This is a genomic window from Massilia sp., from assembly GCF_046293535.1.
Lineage (GTDB): Bacteria > Pseudomonadota > Gammaproteobacteria > Burkholderiales > Burkholderiaceae_D > Telluria.
Map to the genome: position 1 here is coordinate 57001 of NZ_JBKBOV010000015.1, position 15636 is coordinate 72636.

A 15636-nucleotide genomic window follows, 5' to 3' on the forward strand; every position below is an offset into this window, starting at 1 on the left:
ACCGGACAAAGGTCCTCAGGCTTCGGCGCACAGGGCATGCAGTTTCAGCAGCGTATTCCAATTACGCGACGTCGTTCCATCCCCAAGAAGTTTCCCCAGAGACGTAGCCGCAGCGCTATCCAACATCCCTTCCGGACACCAGACATAGGCAGCACGCTCGCCCAGTGCAAGCTGCTCGCAGCCCCAGTCCCGGCTGTCGAGCGCAGCCAGCTTGTCGCGCTGCGCGGGCGCACCCAGCAGGAACACGATCAGCCGTGCGTGGTCGGTCGCCACGCCGAGCAGCGGATTGCCGTCGATGATGGCGCCCAGTTCCTCGCGGCCGAGCACGAACACGCGCGCCGCCACGCCGAGCCTGAGCACCAGGGCCTCCTCGATCGCCCGGGCGGCCTCCTGCGCCGTGACGCCTTGCGCCCGGAACACCAGGTTGCCGCTGTTGAGCAGGCTGCGCACGCCGGTATAGCCCAGGCCCTCGACCAGCAGGCGCAGGTCGGCCATGGCGATCCGCTTGGCACGTCCGACGTTAATTCCTCGCAAGAATGCGACGTAGCAGGGGCTGTTCATGGGCGCGATCCTACCCGAGGCGATCCCGCCGTGGCGCATTGCTTGCGGGCCGGCGGGCTCAGGCGAGGCCTTCGGCCCGCAGCGCTTCCTGCACGGCCGGGATAGCGCCGACTCTCGCCTGGTAGGCCTGCAGGGCCGGCCAGTCATTCAGGTCGAACCTGGCGAACTGCGCCCAGTTCAGCACGGTGAACAGGTAGGCGTCGGCGATGGTGAAGCCGTCGCCCATCAGGAAGGCGCGGCCTTCCAGCTTGCCGGCCAGATAGCCCAGCGGACGCGCCAGTGCCGCCCATGCCGCGGTGCGCCCTTCTTCGCTGCAGCCCGGGGTGAACAGCGGCGTGAAGCGCTTGTGCACCTCGGTAGCGATGTAATTGAGCCATTCCATGACCTGGTAGCGCTCGAACGTCCCGTAGGCCGGGGCCAGGCTCGCGCCGGGGACCTGGTCGGCGATGTACTGCAGCAGGACCGCGGCCTCGGTCAGCACCCTGCCGTCGTCCAGTTGCAGGGCCGGCAGCGCGCCCTTGTCGTTGACGTCGCGGAAGTCGCCGCCGCTGGCAATCGCCTTGGTCTTCAGGTTGACGCGCTCGACCGAGAACGGCAGGCCGGCTGCGATCAGCGCGATGTGCGGGGCCAGCGAGCAGACGCCCGGACTGATATAGAGCTTCATGGTTTCCTTTCATGATGGGTGCGACGCGGTCGCAAATGGCAAGCGTACAACATTTCGCCGTGCCTGCTGCGTGAACGCCACAACACCTGCGCCGGCACGGGTAGCGGCTCGTCCCCAATGTTAAGATCATTCGGGTCATTGAAAGCAGGAAAGAACAGGAGAAAACATGAGCGATAGCTACGAACTGGTGCCGCTGGCGCACCTGTATCCGGGCATGGTGCTCGCCGATGCGCTGCTCGATGCGCACGGGAACGTGCTACTGGCGGAAGGCGCCGTGCTGGGCGAGGCGACCATCCTGTCGCTGTCGCGGCATGGCGTCGGCGCGGCACCGATCCGCCGCGCCACTCCCCTGAGCCAGCCCGAGCCGGCCGTGGTCCAGGCGCGCCTGGACCATCTGTTCCGCCGCAACGAGCGCGACGACCATGCGGACTGGGCTACCGGCCTGATGCGCCGCTACGTCGAGGATTACCGCCTGCGGCGCGGGGTGGCGCCATGAACGCGGCAGTTGACAAAGATAACAAGGACGACCAGCGCGGCCCGATAGCCGGCGCCGACATCCTCGGCGCCGTCGAGGACCTGCCCTCGCTGCCGGCCGTGGTCATGGAACTGCTCGGCAGTCTCGACCAGGAAGACGCCGACATCGCCGTGCTGGCAAAGAAGGTTTCGAACGACCCGGCGCTGACGGCCAAGACCCTGCGCCTGGCCAACTCCTCGGCCTTCGGCCTGCAGGTCAAGGCGACCACGATCCAGCAGGCCATGACTTATCTCGGCTTCGAGGCCACGCGCAACCTGATCACGACGGCCGCGCTGACCGGCTGCTTTCCGGCCGGCCGCTGCCCGGGCTTCAACGACAAGGCCTTCTGGCGCCATTCGATCGCGACCGCCGCCTGCGCCCGCGCGCTGGCGCGCCGGGTGCGCTTCAATGCCGACTACGCCTTTACCGCCGGCCTGCTGCACGACATCGGGCGACTGGCGCTGGTGTCACGCTTTCCGGAGCGCTACCAGGCGGTGCTGTCGCTGCGCGACAAGATGGACTGCGAGCTGATCGATGCGGAACGTGCCCTGCTGGGCGTCGACCACGTCGATGCCGGGGTGGCGCTGGCCGTGCACTGGCATTTTTCGGACACCATGCGCCAGGCGATCGCCTACCACCATGCGCCGGAGGCGGTGGGCGCCGGTTTCCTGGCCACGATCGTGCATGTGGCGAGCGCGGTCGTGCATGCGCTGGACTTGGCCGGGAATCCGGACGAACTGGTGCCGCGCGTGTCCTCGGTGGCCTGGACGGCGCTGGGCATGGCGGAGGAAGCGTGGCTGCAGGTCTTCCATGAAACCGAACTGCAGTACGAGGAGATGTCGGCCATCCTGATGGCCTGAAGAAAAGACTTGAGCGCAACGAGCGTGCGCAGGAAAATGCCGGCCCGACCGGCGCGGCACTGCGTTCAGGACGCGGTGCCGCAACCCGCTGGCGCCGAAGGCATGACAGGCGCGGCTGTCATGCCCACGGCATCAGTGAGCATAATTGCCGGTCGACGGATTCGCCTCGTTACCTTGCTGCTGTGGCTGCTGCGCTTGCTGTTGCTGCTGGGCTGCCGCTGCGGCGGCTGCCTGGGCTGCCTTCTCTTCTGGCTTCGGGCGGCCTTGTGCGTCCGACAGGCGATACTTGGTGCGGCGATCGCCCATCAGGTCGCGCAGGTCACGGATGCTCATCCCGGTCACCTCGTGCATGCGGATCAGCAGCGAAGCGCCGACCGGCAGGCGGTGGTGACGGATCTTGCTGATGACCGGCGGCGCAACTTCGAGCATGCGCGACAGCGCGGCGTCATTCTTCAGCTGCATTTTTCCGAGCAGGATGTCCAGCAGATGGTTCGGGTTGTAGCTTTCCTGCGAAGACAGAGCATGATGCTGTTGTGCCATGATGTTTACCTCTTCAGTTTGGTTAAAATAGTTCCTTCACGAACTTTTGTTAAAGACTACATTTCGTCAACATAAGTTCCCGGACTACCCTTCGGAAATTAAACAGGTTGAGCCTGAATTTCTCCTTAAGAAACGTACCGGATTGCATGCCCCCGCGTACCCTCTCCGCATGCGCACTTGTCTTTCAAACAAATTATCAGGCTCATACGTCCACAGTACAGCCGAGCGGCGCATGTGACTCATTGTCAGAAATCAAGCTATCGTGCGGAAAGCTTGTCACATAGGCATTTCAGCACATGGGGATTATTTGTGGCGCACGCAAGAGATTTCTGCAATAAATTTTCCTAGCTAGAAGTTGGACAGAACCTATTGATTTACAAGAAGAAAGAATCGATTCCAACATGATCATTTTCAATGAATCGGGCGCATTTGCTCATCATCTCACATTTAACAATCTGAGCAGCTTTGCAACGACTTTAGGTTAAGAAATTTATCGTTCCTGATGGCATCAGAAATTCGCGCGCACGCGCGGATGTCAGGGCGATCGGGCGAAGTACGGTAAACTGAGCACCTGTTTTGCTAAAGCATTAGCTCCTCTTTCAACACGGCACTCCATGCAGAAAAAAGTATTCATCAAGACCTTCGGCTGCCAGATGAACGAATACGATTCGGACAAGATGGCGGACGTCCTCGGCGCATCCGATGGACTGGTCCGTACCGACTCGCCCGAAGACGCCGACGTCATCCTGCTGAACACCTGCTCGGTGCGCGAAAAAGCGCAAGAGAAAGTGTTTTCCGACCTGGGCCGCTTCAAGGCGCTCAAGCGCGACAAGCCGGACCTGGTGATCGGCGTGGGCGGCTGCGTGGCCTCGCAGGAAGGGGAAGCCATCGTCAAGCGTGCGCCGCACGTGGATGTGGTATTCGGGCCGCAGACCCTGCACCGCCTGCCGCAGCTGATCCGCGAGCGCCGCCATAGCGGCAGCGCCCAGGTCGACATCAGCTTCCCGGAAATCGAGAAGTTCGACCACTTGCCGCCAGCCAAGGTGGAAGGTCCGGTCGCCTACGTCTCGATCATGGAAGGCTGCAGTAAATATTGCAGCTACTGCGTGGTGCCCTACACCCGCGGCGAGGAAGTCTCGCGTCCGTTCGAAGACGTGCTGACCGAGTGCGCCGGCCTGGCCGCCCAGGGCGTGAAGGAAATCATGCTGCTGGGCCAGAACGTGAATGCCTACCGCGGCACGATGGAAGGTGGCGCGGGTGACGGTGAGATCGCCGACTTCGCCCTGCTGCTGGAATACATCGCCGACATTCCCGGCATCGAGCGCCTGCGCTACGTCACCAGCCATCCGAAGGAATTCACCCAGCGCCTGATCGATGCCTACGCCAGGATCCCGCAGTTGGTGAACCACATCTACCTGCCGGTGCAGCACGGTTCCGACCGCGTGCTCGGCGCCATGAAGCGCGGCTATACCGCCCTCGAATACAAGTCGATCATCCGCCGCATCCGCGCGGTGCGCCCGGAGATGGCCTTCTCGTCCGACTTCATCGTCGGCTTCCCGGGCGAAACCGATGCCGACTTCGACGCCATGATGAAACTGGTCGAGGACGTCGGTTTCGACAACAGCTTCAGCTTCATCTTCAGCAAGCGCCCGGGCACCCCGGCCGCCAACCTCGAGGACGATACCCCGCACGAGGTCAAGCTGGCCCGCCTGCAGCGTTTGCAGGCCTTGATCGACGCGAATACGCGCAAATATAGTGCGGCCATGGTCGGCAGCGTCCAGCGCGTGCTGGTCGAAGGCCCGTCCAAGAAAAACCCGGAACAGCTGCAAGGCCGTACCGAAAACAACCGCGTGGTCAACTTCAGCGCCGGCGACGATGCCGGCCTGGTCGGACAACTGGTCGACGTGCGCATCGTGACCAGCCACGACTACTTCCTCAGCGGCGAACTCGTCGCCAACCTAGACACGATTGCCAAAGCCAGTTGAAAAACACACCCCAACAGCCTTCGTATTTCATCCCCGAGCCGCTCGACAACACGCGGCTTGCCCACCTGTGCGGTCCACTCGACGAGAACCTGCGCCAGATCTCGGCCGCGCTTGACGTCACCATTTTCCGGCGCGGCGAAAAATTCATCGTCAGCGGCAGCAATGCCGGGCGCGCCGTCGAACTGCTGGAACGCTTCTACGCGGTCGCCAACAAGGTCGTGCCGATCGAAGAAGTGCAGCTGGCCCTGGTGGAACAGCGCTCCGGCCTGAAGCCCAAGTCGTTCGGGCCCGGCGAAGCCGACGCGCCCGACGCGGCGGCCAAGGAAGACGAGGACGGCGGCGCGGCAGCGGGCGCGGAAGAACTGTCCGAACTGGTCAGCCCGACCCTGAAAACCCGCCGCAGCGACCTGCGCGGACGCACCCCGCACCAGATCCAGTACCTGAAGGCGGTGCTCGAGCACGACATCAGCTTCGGCGTCGGTCCGGCCGGCACCGGCAAGACCTATCTCGCGGTGGCCTGCGCCGTGGACGCGCTGGAACGCGACGCGGTCAAGCGCATCATCCTGACCCGCCCCGCGGTGGAAGCGGGCGAACGCCTCGGCTTCCTGCCGGGAGACCTGAGCCAGAAAGTCGATCCCTACCTGCGCCCGCTGTACGACGCGCTGTACGACCTGCTCGGCTTCGACCGCACCCAGAAGCTGTTCGAGAAGCAGGTGATCGAGATCGCCCCGCTGGCCTACATGCGCGGGCGCACCCTGAACCACGCCTTCGTGATCCTGGACGAAGCCCAGAACACGACGGTCGAGCAGATGAAGATGTTCCTGACCCGGATCGGCTTCGGCAGCAAGGCCGTGATCACGGGCGACGTCACCCAGGTCGACCTGCACAAGTCGCAGCGCTCCGGCCTGGTCGATGCGATCCACGTGCTGAAGAACGTGCGCGGCATCGCTTTCACCCATTTCGCGAGCGAGGACGTGGTGCGCCACCCGGTGGTGGCGCGCATCATCGACGCCTACGAGAAGAATTCCTCGATCGAGGAACTGGCCGCCCTACCCAAACCGACCCCTGTGAAAAATGCAAGAAAAAAAACATAAGCTCGACCTCGAAGTCCAGTACGCCGACACCCGCCTGGAGAAGGAGCTGACCGAAGACATGCTGCAGCGCTGGGTGGAAGCCGCCCTGCTCGGCCCGGCCGAACTGTCGATCCGCTTCGTCGACGCGGAAGAAGGCCTGGCCCTGAACCGCCAGTACCGCGGCAAGGACTACGCGACCAACGTGCTGACCTTCGCCTACAACGAAGGCGAGGAGCTGGGCGAGGACGACCCGACCCAGGCCGACATCATCCTGTGCACCGACGTCCTGATGCGCGAGGCCGAGGAGCAGAAGAAGACGGTCGAGGAACACGCGGCCCATCTGGTGGTGCACGGCGTGCTGCACGCCCAGGGCTACGACCACGAGCACGACGAGGAAGCCGAGGAGATGGAGCAGTTCGAGCGCGACATCATGGAAGTGCTCGGGTATCCGGACCCGTACGCGGATTGAGCTGTAGGGTGGACGGTAAAAAAGTCCAGTGGACTGTTTTACGCCGTCCGCGCGTTCAAATCCTCTTTGATCAGCCTGCTCGACTGTTCCAGAGCTGGCTGAACGCGCGGACGGCGAAGCCGTCCACCCTACGATCTTTACGTACAGCAATTCTCCGCTAACAGCGCGCATTGTGGGCCATCGGCGCTTTTGGTGTATCCTATACCCATCGCAACAACGGCTTCACGCCAAACTATGCCCGAGTATCCCAGTGACGTCCGATCGGACGTCAAACCCCACCGGTCGCTGTTCGAACGGCTGACCGCACTCATCTCCCCCGAGCCTGAAAACCGCGCAGAACTGCTCGAAGTCCTGCACGAAGCCCACGAGCGCAAGCTGATCGATGCCGACGCACTCTCGATGATCGAGGGCGTGTTCCAGGTGTCCGACCTGTCCGTGCGCGACATCATGGTGCCGCGTTCGCAAATGGACGTGATCGACATTACCGACCCGATCGAGCAGTGGCTGCCGATCGTGCTCGAGACCCAGCACTCGCGCTTCCCCGCCATCGAGGGCGAGCGCGACAAGGTGGTCGGCATCCTGCTGGCCAAGGACCTGCTGCGCTACTACGCCGAGGAATCCTTCGACGTGCGCAAGATGCTGCGCCCGGCGATCTTCATCCCGGAATCGAAGCGCCTGAACGTGCTGCTGCGCGACTTCCGCGCCAACCACAACCACATGGCCATCGTCGTCGACGAGTACAGCGGCGTCGCCGGCCTGATCACCATCGAGGACGTGCTCGAGCAGATCGTCGGCGACATCGAGGACGAGTACGACTTCGACGAAGACGAAGACAACATCCTGTCGATCAAGGAAGGCCAGCTCGGCCCGCGCTGGCGCGTCAAGGCCCTGACCGAGATCGAGCAGTTCAACGAAGAGGTCGGCACCGACTTGCCCGAGGACGACGTCGACACCATCGGCGGCCTGGTCGCCAGCCACCTCGGGCGCATGCCGCACAAGGGCGAAGTGGTCGACCTCGGGAACCTGCGCTTCGAAGTGCTGCGCGCCGACGCGCGCCAGATCCACGTGCTGCTGGTCGAGAAGCTGCCATCGATCGAGACCGACCGCGACTGATGCTGCGCCGCCGTACCCAGCCCGGATCGCCGGGCAGCACCACCGCCCCCGATCCGCGCCTGCGCGGCGCCCGGCCTTCGGCGAAGGCGCTGCTGGCGATGGCGCTGGCGGGCAGCACCTCCCTGCTGTCCTTCCAGCCCTTCGGCTGGTGGCCGCTGCAGTTCCTGGCCCTCGCCTACTTCTTCTACCAGGTCGGCATCGGCAGCTCGCCGCGCCGCGGCGTGTGGCTCGGCTGGGCCTTCGGCTTCGGCTGGTCGGTGGCCGGCATGCACTGGCTGTACATCGCCGTCACCCGCTTCGGCGGCCTGCCGGCCATCCTCGGCGCGGTCGCGATCGCCCTGCTCGGCCTGTACATGGGCCTGTTCGGCGCCTTCGCCGGCGGCGCCGCCAGCTGGCTGCGCCGCAAGTGGTCGCTGCCGGTCAGCGCCTTCGTGCTGCTGGTGCTGCCCGCCGTGTGGGGCGTGTCGGAATGGATGCGCGGCTGGATCTTCACCGGCTTCCCGTGGGCGGCCTCGGGCTATGCCCACAACGTCTCGCCGCTCGCGGGCTACGCGCCGCTCGTCGGCGTCTACGGCCTCGGGGTGCTGGCCGCCTTGTGCGCCGGCTGCCTGGTGATGCTGACCCAGCGCGCGCGCTGGCCGGCGCTCGGCCTGCTGGCGGCGCTGATGGCGCTCGGCTTCGGCCTGAAACAGGTCGCCTGGACCCAGGAAGTGGGCCAGCCGGTGAGCGTGCGCCTGCTGCAGGGCGACGTCAGGCAGGACCAGAAATTCGACGCCGCCTATCTCCACGAGATCATCGACCGCTACCAGGGCATGATCACGGCGGCGCCGGCCGACCTGATCGCCACCCCGGAGACCGCGATTCCCGTCACGCCGCAACAGCTGCCCGACGGCTACCTGGGTGCGCTGCAGGGCTTTGCCCAGCAGACCGGCAGCCACCTGATGATCGGCATCCCGACCTTGAGCCGCGAGGGACGCTACGCCAACAGCGTGATCGCGCTCGATCCGCGCGGTGCGGCGGGCACGCAGGGCTACCTCTACAACAAGTTCCACCTGGTGCCCTTCGGCGAATTCATCCCGCCGGGCTTCCGCTGGTTCACCGACCTGATGAGCATCCCGCTGGGCGACCAGACCCGCGGCGAGCCGCTGCAGGCGCCCTTCCCGGTGAAGGACCAGCTGGTGCTGCCCAACATCTGCTACGAGGACGCCTTCGGCGAAGAGATCGCGGCCCAGCTGCGCAACGCCAAGCAGCCGGCGACGCTGCTGCTGAACGTGTCGAACCTGGCCTGGTACGGCGAATCGGTGGCGATCCCGCAGCACCTGCAGATCTCGCAGATGCGCGCCATCGAGACCGGCCGCCCGATGCTGCGTTCGACCAACAACGGCGCCACCGCCGTCATCGACGGCCGCGGCAATGTCGTGCAGCGCCTGCCCTTCTACGAGCGCGGCGTGCTGGCGGCCACGGTGCGCGGCACCGAAGGCCTGACGCCCTACGTCCGCGCCGGGAACCTGGCTTTCCTGGCGCTCGGCGTACTCATGCTGGCAGGCGCCTGGTTCGCGGGCCGCAAGTATCGCCAACGGGTTTCGTAGGGTGGGCAAGTTTCTTGCCCACGCGGTGATCGTTTGCAGCGAGATCATCCGGCGCGATAACGGAGCCGATAGCGATCACCGCGTGGGCGGGAGGACCCGCCCACCCTACAAAACGCCACCAATTCGTACTGCTGAGTTGAATCGCTCCCCAGAGTACCGGTAAAACTTAGTAGAATTGGTCATTTGGCAAATTTACCGTGACCGCGGCGCCTGGCGCCGCAGCGCCCCATATATCGCTCACATCGATGCTCACATTCCAACAAATCATCCTCACCCTGCAGACCTACTGGGACAAGCAGGGATGCGCACTGCTGCAGCCCTACGACATGGAAGTCGGCGCGGGCACCTTCCACACCGGCACCTTCCTGCGCGCGATCGGACCGGAGCCGTGGCGCGCGGCCTACGTGCAGCCGTCGCGCCGCCCGAAGGACGGCCGCTACGGCGAGAACCCGAACCGCCTGCAGCACTACTACCAGTACCAGGTGGTGCTCAAGCCCGCGCCCGAAAACATCCTCGACCTCTACCTCGGCTCGCTCGAGGCCCTCGGCCTGGACCTGAAGAAGAACGACGTGCGCTTCGTGGAAGACGACTGGGAAAGCCCGACCCTGGGCGCCTGGGGCCTGGGCTGGGAAGTCTGGCTGAACGGCATGGAAGTCACCCAGTTCACCTACTTCCAGCAGGTCGGCGGGCTCGATTGCAAACCGGTGCTGGGCGAGATCACCTACGGCATCGAGCGCCTGGCCATGTACCTGCAGGGCGTCGAGAACGTCTACGACCTGGTGTGGACCGAGTGGGAAGAGAATGGGATCACGAAGACCCTGTCGTACGGCGATGTCTTCCACCAGAACGAAGTCGAGCAGTCGACCTACAACTTCGAGCATGCGAACACCGAACTGCTGTTCCAGGCGTTCAGCAACCACGAAGCCGAAGCCAAGCGCCTGGTCGAACTGCAGCTGACGCTGCCGGCCTACGAGCAGATCATGAAGGCCTCGCACAGCTTCAACATGCTGGACGCGCGCGGCGCCATCTCGGTGACCGAGCGCGCCGCCTACATCGGCCGCGTGCGCACCCTGTCGCGCCTGGTAGCCCAGGCCTACTACGACTCGCGCGAGAAGCTGGGCTTTCCGATGCTTCCAGGTGCCGGCAAGGCTGCTGCTTAAAGAAGAACAGAACACACCATGAACCAGACTCTCCTCGTCGAAATCCAGACCGAAGAACTGCCGCCGAAAGCGCTCGTCAAGCTGGGCGCCGCTTTTGCGAACGGCATCGCCAATGGCCTGAAGGCGCGCGACTTTCTTGAAGCCGACAGTGTCGTGACTTCCCATGCCACCCCGCGCCGCCTGGCCGTGACCATCACCACGGTGCGCGGCACCTCGCCCGACAAATCGATCCGCGAAAAGGTGCTGCCGGTCTCGGTCGCCCTGGACAAGGACGGCAACCCGAGCGCACCGCTGGCCAAGAAGCTGGCCGCGCTGGGCTTCCCCGACCTGAAGATCAGCGACCTCGAACGCGCCCAGGACGGCAAGGCCGAATCCTTCTTCTACACCTATACCGCCAGCGGCAGCCCGCTCGCCACCGCCCTGCAGGAGGTGCTGCAGGAAACCGTGGCCAAGCTGCCGATCCCGAAGCTCATGAGCTACCAGCGCCCGAGCGGCGACACCGTGCACTTCGTGCGCCCGGTGCACCTGCTGCTGGCCCTGCATGGCGAGCAGGTGCTGCCGCTCTCGCTGCTGGGCCTGGATGCCGGCCGCCACACCATGGGCCACCGCTTCCTGTCGCATGGGGAGAGAATCGCCATTGCGCACGCCGACCAGTACGCGCAAGTGCTGGAAAGCGAAGGCAAGGTCCTGTCCAGTGCCGAAGCGCGCAAGGAAAGCATCCGCAAGCAGCTGCTCGAAAAAGCCGGTAGCGACCAGGTCCTGATGCCGGAATCGCTGCTGGATGAGGTGGCGGCGCTGGTCGAATGGCCGGTGGTCTACGAATGCCGCTTCGAGGAAGAATTCCTGTCGGTGCCGCAGGAATGCCTGATCCTGACGATGCAGACCAATCAAAAATACTTCGCGCTGACGGATAGCACGGGCAAGCTGCGTTCGCGCTTCCTGATCGTGTCGAACATCGCGACCGATGACCCGTCCGCCATCGTCGGCGGCAACGAGCGCGTGGTGCGCCCGCGCCTGTCGGACGCCAAGTTCTTCTTCGAGCAGGACAAGAAGAAGACCCTGGAATCGCGCCTGCCGCTGCTGGCCAACGTGGTCTACCACAACAAGCTGGGCACCCAGCTCGAGCGCAGCGAACGCGTCACGAAGCTGGCAAGCGGTATCGCCAAGCGCCTGGGCTTCGATGTGGCGTTGGCCGAACGCGGCGCGCGCCTGGCCAAGGCCGACCTGCTGACCGACATGGTGGGCGAGTTCCCGGAACTGCAGGGCATCATGGGCACCTACTACGCGCGCCACGACGGCGAGCACGAGGAAGTCGCCCTGGCCGCCTCCGAACACTACCAGCCGCGCTTCGCCGGCGATGCCTTGCCCTCGACCAATACCGGCCTGGTGGCCGCGCTGGCCGACAAGCTGGAAACCCTGGTCGGCATCTGGGCCATCGGCCTGCAGCCGACCGGCGAGAAGGACCCGTTCGCGCTGCGCCGCCACGCTCTGGGCGTGATGCGCATGCTGGTCGAGAAGCGCCTGCCGCTGTCGCTGTCGGAACTGCTGGGCGATGCGGTGGCCGTGTTCGCGGGCCAGGCCGCATTCAAGGACCCGACGCTTGAGGTCAAGGACTTCATGCTCGACCGCCTGCGCGGCATGCTGCGCGAGCGCGGCTTCTCGCCCAACGAGGTCGAGGCCGTGCTGGCCCAGAACCCGGACCGCGTCGACGACGTCGTCCAGCGCCTGGAAGCGGTGCAGGCCTTCGCCGCCCTGCCGGAATCGAGCTCGCTGGCGGCCGCCAACAAGCGCATCACCAACATCCTCAAGAAGAACGAGGATGCGATGCCGGCGAACGCCTCGGTCAAGCAGGAACTGCTGGTCGAGCCGGCCGAGAAGAACCTGGCTGCAAAAATGACGTCCCTCGCGGGCGACGTCACCAGCGCTTTCGAGAAGAGCGACTTCACCGGCGCCCTCAAGACCCTGGCGCTGATGAAGGATGAAGTCGACGCCTTCTTCAATGACGTGATGGTGATGGCCGAGGACGTCGCCCTGCGCAACAACCGCCTGGCGCTGCTGTCGCAGCTGCACGGCATGATGAACCGTGTCGCGGATATCTCGAAGCTCGCGGCCTGACGCTGTCAAGGTAGTCCTATGAAACTCATCATCCTCGACCGGGATGGGGTCATCAACCACGATTCGCCGGATTTCATCAAGTCGCCGGCGGAGTGGATTCCCATTCCCGGCTCGCTGGAAGCGATCGCCCGCCTGAACCAGGCGGGCTACCGGGTCGTGATCGCCTCGAACCAGTCGGGCATCGCGCGCGAACTGTTCGACATCACGACCCTGAACGCGATCCACCAGAAACTGCACGCCAGCGCCCAACTGGTCGGCGCCGACATCGACGCCATCTTCTTCTGCCCGCATGCCGCCAGCGACAACTGCGACTGCCGCAAGCCCAAGGCAGGCATGTTCGAAGAAATCAGCAAGCGCTACAAGCTGAGCCTGAAGGGCGTGCCGACCGTGGGCGACTCGCTGCGCGACCTGCAGGCCGGCTTCATCATGGGCTGCGTGCCCTACCTGGTCCTGACCGGCAAGGGCGAGAAGACCCAGCAGACCGGCGGCCTGCCGCCCGGCACCCAGGTGTTCCCCGACCTCGCGTCGATGGTGAACGCCTTCCTCAAGACCGCGGCACAGCGGTCCGAGTAAACAAGCAAGCTACAACATCCAGAACCAGTCCATTGTCCGGAGCCCCTTTGCATACCCTCAGCCTGTTCCTGCGTTCCCTGCTCTTCAAGATCGTCATGATCGTGGCCACCGTGGTGTGGGCCTGTGTATGCTTCCTGGCGGCGCCGCTGCCCTACAACAAGCGCTTCTGGGTGACCTCGCGCTGGAACGTCTTCATCATCTGGTGCGCAAAGGTCATCTGCGGCATCCGCTACGAGTTCAAGGGCTACGAGAACCTGCCGGACGGCCCGGCCATCATCCTCTCCAAACACCAGTCGGCGTGGGAGACCATCTTCCTGCTGCCGAACCTCACCCGGCCCCTGGTCTACGTCTTCAAAAAAGAGATCCTCTACATCCCCTTCTTCGGCTGGGGCATGGCGCTGCTGCGCATGATCCCGATCGACCGCAAGCAGGGCAAGAACGCCTTTGCCCAGGTGGTCAAGCACGGCCGCCGGCGGCTCGCGGACGGCCAGTGGATCATCATGTTCCCGGAAGGGACGCGCATCCCGGTCGGTGAGAAAGGCAAGTACAAGAGCGGCGGTACGCGCCTGGCTGTCGAAACCCAAACCGTGGTCGTCCCGATCGCGCATAATTCAGGTGAGTGCTGGCCGAAGAATTCCTTCCTCAAGCGCCCCGGCCTGATCACGGTTTCGATCGGCAAGCCGATTTCGCCGGACAACCACACCCCCGACAGCATGATGCAAGAGGTCGAAAATTGGATAGAATCCGAAATGCGCGTTATCTCGCCCCACGTCTACAGAGGTGGCTGAGCGACGTCAGCGCCCAGATCAGGAATTCGAAACCGCAGCACGACATGACTTCTTCCAAGATCGACGGGCACCAGCTGGAACTGTTTGCACAGGACTTCTTCGCGGCGCTCAAGCCGTCGGATAAACCGGCGCCGCCCTCGCAGCCTCTCTTCAAGGCGCCGCCGCCGGCGCCGCGCCACCTCATCCCGATTCCGCCCGTCGCGGCAGGCGAGCCGCCGCTGCAGCGCATCGTCCTCGGTCCGCACACCGTCGAATACGCGCTGCGCCGCTCGACGCGCCGCTCGATCGGCTTCATGATCGACGACGACGGCCTGCGCGTCACCGCCCCGCGCCGCTGCGCCCAGGCCGACATCGACAACGCGATCCGCGCCAAGCAGCGCTGGATCCTCACCAAGCTGCTGGAACGCGGCGAGCGCCGCGCCCAGCGGCGGGAAGCGGCGCCGGTCGAATGGAAGGACGGCGCCCGCCTGCCCTACCTGGGCGGCGAGATCACCCTGCGTCTGGAGGAAGCCGCGCGCAGCCACTGCCAGTTCGACGCAAGCAAGGGCGAGCTGTGGATCGGCGTGGTGCCGGGACTGTCGGAATGGCAGCTCAAGGAGCGCGTCAAACTGTGGTTCCAGGCCGAGGCGAAACGCCTGTTCAAGGAGCGCCTGGATTTCTTCGCGCCGCAGCTGAACGTGACCTACAAGGCCTTTGCGCTGTCCTCGGCCGGCACGCGCTGGGGCTCGTGCACGATCGAAGGCAACATCCGCCTGAACTGGCGCCTGGTCCACTATCCCGCTTCGCTGGTGGACTACGTGGTGGTGCACGAACTGGCGCACCTGCGCGAGATGAACCACAGCCCGCGTTTCTGGGCGACGGTGGGCGAGGTGTATCCGGATTACGACGGGGCGCGGCTGGCGCTCAAGAAGCGCTCGCTCGAGATGCCGGTGCTGTTCGCGGATTGATCTGGTAGGGTGGTCGGCTTCGCCGACCGCGCGTTCAAACTTCGTATGAAACGACGCTACGCCGATTACCCATCTGCTGGTTGAACGCGCGCACGGCTACAACAGCGCGTCGCGGCGTGCCGCGGCTAACTCCTGCATCGCCCCCTTCTGCGCCTCCGACAGCGCCCGATACGGAATCGGCAAGGTCCCTCGCTTGAGCACCATCATGAACCCGCGCGAGTAGGTGCGCACGCCGATCACGTCTTCCCACCCGATCAGGGTCACGCCCCCGCTGGTGCGCACGATGCCGTGCTGGTCGATGGTGAACTCGTAGGTGCGCCGGCCGCGGCCGAGCATGACGAAGTGGAGCGCGGCGCCCAGGGTGCTTTTCAGGCGCAGGTAGAGGCTGGCAGGCCAGCGGATGCGCCGGCGGCGGATGAGGAAGCCGCCGTGCTGCCACATGAAGCTGATGTATTCGCCGAGCGTGTAGCGCACGAAAAAATGCAGTTCGGATAGGGGAACGGGAGGCGCAGCGGATGGCGCCGGCAGATCCACCGGGCCGTCACTCACAGGCATGTGCAGCAGCTTGTCGTCGGCCTGCTGTTGTAACGGTATGGCGGCAGGTTGATTGCTGCTCATTGGGTCACTAAGCGGCCTCGGGTGATTAAACGACAACATAGCGCATCCCCTGGTTATTATCCGAGCT

Annotated in this window: 16 protein-coding genes; 12 read left to right on the forward strand and 4 right to left on the reverse strand. The window is 64.5% G+C overall.

What is annotated here, in order from left to right; all coding sequences use genetic code 11:
* Positions 1–15 precede the first annotated feature (15 nt).
* Together ACK4S9_RS10630 and gstA are read right to left on the reverse strand one after the other, a co-directional pair.
* A complete protein-coding gene (locus tag ACK4S9_RS10630) occupies positions 16–561 on the reverse strand; it encodes a DUF1697 domain-containing protein (RefSeq protein WP_409725233.1) in 546 nt (181 codons plus the stop codon).
* A gap of 58 nt (positions 562–619) precedes the next feature.
* Positions 620–1225, reverse strand: a complete 606-nt coding sequence (gene gstA, locus ACK4S9_RS10635) for a glutathione transferase GstA (protein ID WP_409725236.1) — start codon at positions 1223–1225, stop codon at positions 620–622.
* A 166-nt stretch (positions 1226–1391) separates the two neighbouring features.
* On the opposite strand from gstA, the gene ACK4S9_RS10640 reads away from it, so the two are divergent.
* Both ACK4S9_RS10640 and ACK4S9_RS10645 read left to right on the forward strand, forming a co-directional pair.
* Positions 1392–1721, forward strand: coding sequence for a hypothetical protein (locus ACK4S9_RS10640; RefSeq protein ID WP_409725238.1), 330 nt, complete (start codon positions 1392–1394; stop codon positions 1719–1721).
* Entirely contained in the window at positions 1718–2599 is an 882-nt protein-coding gene (locus ACK4S9_RS10645; protein ID WP_409725241.1) for an HDOD domain-containing protein, read from the forward strand. Before ACK4S9_RS10640 ends, ACK4S9_RS10645 begins: the two co-directional genes overlap by 4 nt.
* A 132-nt stretch (positions 2600–2731) precedes the next feature.
* Here the strand turns inward: ACK4S9_RS10645 and ACK4S9_RS10650 are convergent, their stop codons facing one another.
* Positions 2732–3139: a hypothetical protein gene (locus tag ACK4S9_RS10650; protein ID WP_409725244.1), complete on the reverse strand. Its 408-nt coding sequence runs from the start codon at positions 3137–3139 to the stop codon at positions 2732–2734.
* Positions 3140–3753: 614 nt separating this feature from the next.
* On the opposite strand from ACK4S9_RS10650, the gene miaB reads away from it, so the two are divergent.
* From miaB to ACK4S9_RS10700, 10 genes are all read left to right on the forward strand, one after another.
* Positions 3754–5124: a tRNA (N6-isopentenyl adenosine(37)-C2)-methylthiotransferase MiaB gene (miaB, locus tag ACK4S9_RS10655; protein WP_409725247.1), complete on the forward strand. Its 1371-nt coding sequence runs from the start codon at positions 3754–3756 to the stop codon at positions 5122–5124.
* On the forward strand, positions 5121–6218 hold the full coding sequence (locus ACK4S9_RS10660; protein WP_409725250.1) for a PhoH family protein: 1098 nt from the start codon (positions 5121–5123) through the stop codon (positions 6216–6218). Before miaB ends, ACK4S9_RS10660 begins: the two co-directional genes overlap by 4 nt.
* Positions 6199–6666 (forward strand): rRNA maturation RNase YbeY, encoded by a 468-nt coding sequence (gene ybeY / locus ACK4S9_RS10665; RefSeq protein WP_409725253.1) that lies wholly within the window; start codon positions 6199–6201, stop codon positions 6664–6666. The genes ACK4S9_RS10660 and ybeY overlap by 20 nt, the downstream gene beginning before the upstream one ends.
* Before the next feature lie 234 nt (positions 6667–6900).
* Positions 6901–7779 (forward strand): HlyC/CorC family transporter, encoded by an 879-nt coding sequence (locus tag ACK4S9_RS10670; protein ID WP_409725256.1) that lies wholly within the window; start codon positions 6901–6903, stop codon positions 7777–7779.
* Positions 7779–9368, forward strand: a complete 1590-nt coding sequence (gene lnt / locus ACK4S9_RS10675; protein WP_409725258.1) for an apolipoprotein N-acyltransferase — start codon at positions 7779–7781, stop codon at positions 9366–9368. The genes ACK4S9_RS10670 and lnt overlap by 1 nt, the downstream gene beginning before the upstream one ends.
* A 245-nt stretch (positions 9369–9613) precedes the next feature.
* The gene (glyQ, locus tag ACK4S9_RS10680) at positions 9614–10528 is read left to right on the forward strand and encodes a glycine--tRNA ligase subunit alpha (protein WP_409725261.1); all 915 of its coding nucleotides are present in this window, start codon (positions 9614–9616) and stop codon (positions 10526–10528) included.
* An 18-nt stretch (positions 10529–10546) separates the two neighbouring features.
* The gene (glyS, locus tag ACK4S9_RS10685) at positions 10547–12643 is read left to right on the forward strand and encodes a glycine--tRNA ligase subunit beta (RefSeq protein ID WP_409725264.1); all 2097 of its coding nucleotides are present in this window, start codon (positions 10547–10549) and stop codon (positions 12641–12643) included.
* Between the two features lie 18 nt (positions 12644–12661).
* A complete protein-coding gene (gene gmhB / locus ACK4S9_RS10690) occupies positions 12662–13216 on the forward strand; it encodes a D-glycero-beta-D-manno-heptose 1,7-bisphosphate 7-phosphatase (RefSeq protein WP_409725267.1) in 555 nt (184 codons plus the stop codon).
* A 47-nt stretch (positions 13217–13263) separates the two neighbouring features.
* Positions 13264–14004 (forward strand): lysophospholipid acyltransferase family protein, encoded by a 741-nt coding sequence (locus ACK4S9_RS10695; RefSeq protein ID WP_409725269.1) that lies wholly within the window; start codon positions 13264–13266, stop codon positions 14002–14004.
* A gap of 44 nt (positions 14005–14048) precedes the next feature.
* Complete coding sequence (locus tag ACK4S9_RS10700; RefSeq protein ID WP_409725271.1) at positions 14049–14951, forward strand: M48 family metallopeptidase; 903 nt, start codon at positions 14049–14051, stop codon at positions 14949–14951.
* Between the two features lie 96 nt (positions 14952–15047).
* Here the strand turns inward: ACK4S9_RS10700 and ACK4S9_RS10705 are convergent, their stop codons facing one another.
* Entirely contained in the window at positions 15048–15569 is a 522-nt protein-coding gene (locus ACK4S9_RS10705; protein ID WP_409725274.1) for a YcxB family protein, read from the reverse strand.
* Positions 15570–15636 lie beyond the last annotated feature (67 nt).

What these genes read in the sequence shown, in the direction of transcription:
- ACK4S9_RS10630 (WP_409725233.1), bottom strand. Translation starts at nt 561, where the DNA reads ATGAACAGCCCCTGCTACGTCGCATTCTTGCGAGGAATTAACGTCGGA.
- gstA (WP_409725236.1), bottom strand. Translation starts at nt 1,225, where the DNA reads ATGAAGCTCTATATCAGTCCGGGCGTCTGCTCGCTGGCCCCGCACATC.
- ACK4S9_RS10640 (WP_409725238.1), top strand. Translation starts at nt 1,392, where the DNA reads ATGAGCGATAGCTACGAACTGGTGCCGCTGGCGCACCTGTATCCGGGC.
- ACK4S9_RS10645 (WP_409725241.1), top strand. Translation starts at nt 1,718, where the DNA reads ATGAACGCGGCAGTTGACAAAGATAACAAGGACGACCAGCGCGGCCCG.
- ACK4S9_RS10650 (WP_409725244.1), bottom strand. Translation starts at nt 3,139, where the DNA reads ATGGCACAACAGCATCATGCTCTGTCTTCGCAGGAAAGCTACAACCCG.
- miaB (WP_409725247.1), top strand. Translation starts at nt 3,754, where the DNA reads ATGCAGAAAAAAGTATTCATCAAGACCTTCGGCTGCCAGATGAACGAA.
- ybeY (WP_409725253.1), top strand. Translation starts at nt 6,199, where the DNA reads ATGCAAGAAAAAAAACATAAGCTCGACCTCGAAGTCCAGTACGCCGAC.
- ACK4S9_RS10670 (WP_409725256.1), top strand. Translation starts at nt 6,901, where the DNA reads ATGCCCGAGTATCCCAGTGACGTCCGATCGGACGTCAAACCCCACCGG.
- lnt (WP_409725258.1), top strand. Translation starts at nt 7,779, where the DNA reads ATGCTGCGCCGCCGTACCCAGCCCGGATCGCCGGGCAGCACCACCGCC.
- glyQ (WP_409725261.1), top strand. Translation starts at nt 9,614, where the DNA reads ATGCTCACATTCCAACAAATCATCCTCACCCTGCAGACCTACTGGGAC.
- glyS (WP_409725264.1), top strand. Translation starts at nt 10,547, where the DNA reads ATGAACCAGACTCTCCTCGTCGAAATCCAGACCGAAGAACTGCCGCCG.
- gmhB (WP_409725267.1), top strand. Translation starts at nt 12,662, where the DNA reads ATGAAACTCATCATCCTCGACCGGGATGGGGTCATCAACCACGATTCG.
- ACK4S9_RS10700 (WP_409725271.1), top strand. Translation starts at nt 14,049, where the DNA reads ATGACTTCTTCCAAGATCGACGGGCACCAGCTGGAACTGTTTGCACAG.
- ACK4S9_RS10705 (WP_409725274.1), bottom strand. Translation starts at nt 15,569, where the DNA reads ATGAGCAGCAATCAACCTGCCGCCATACCGTTACAACAGCAGGCCGAC.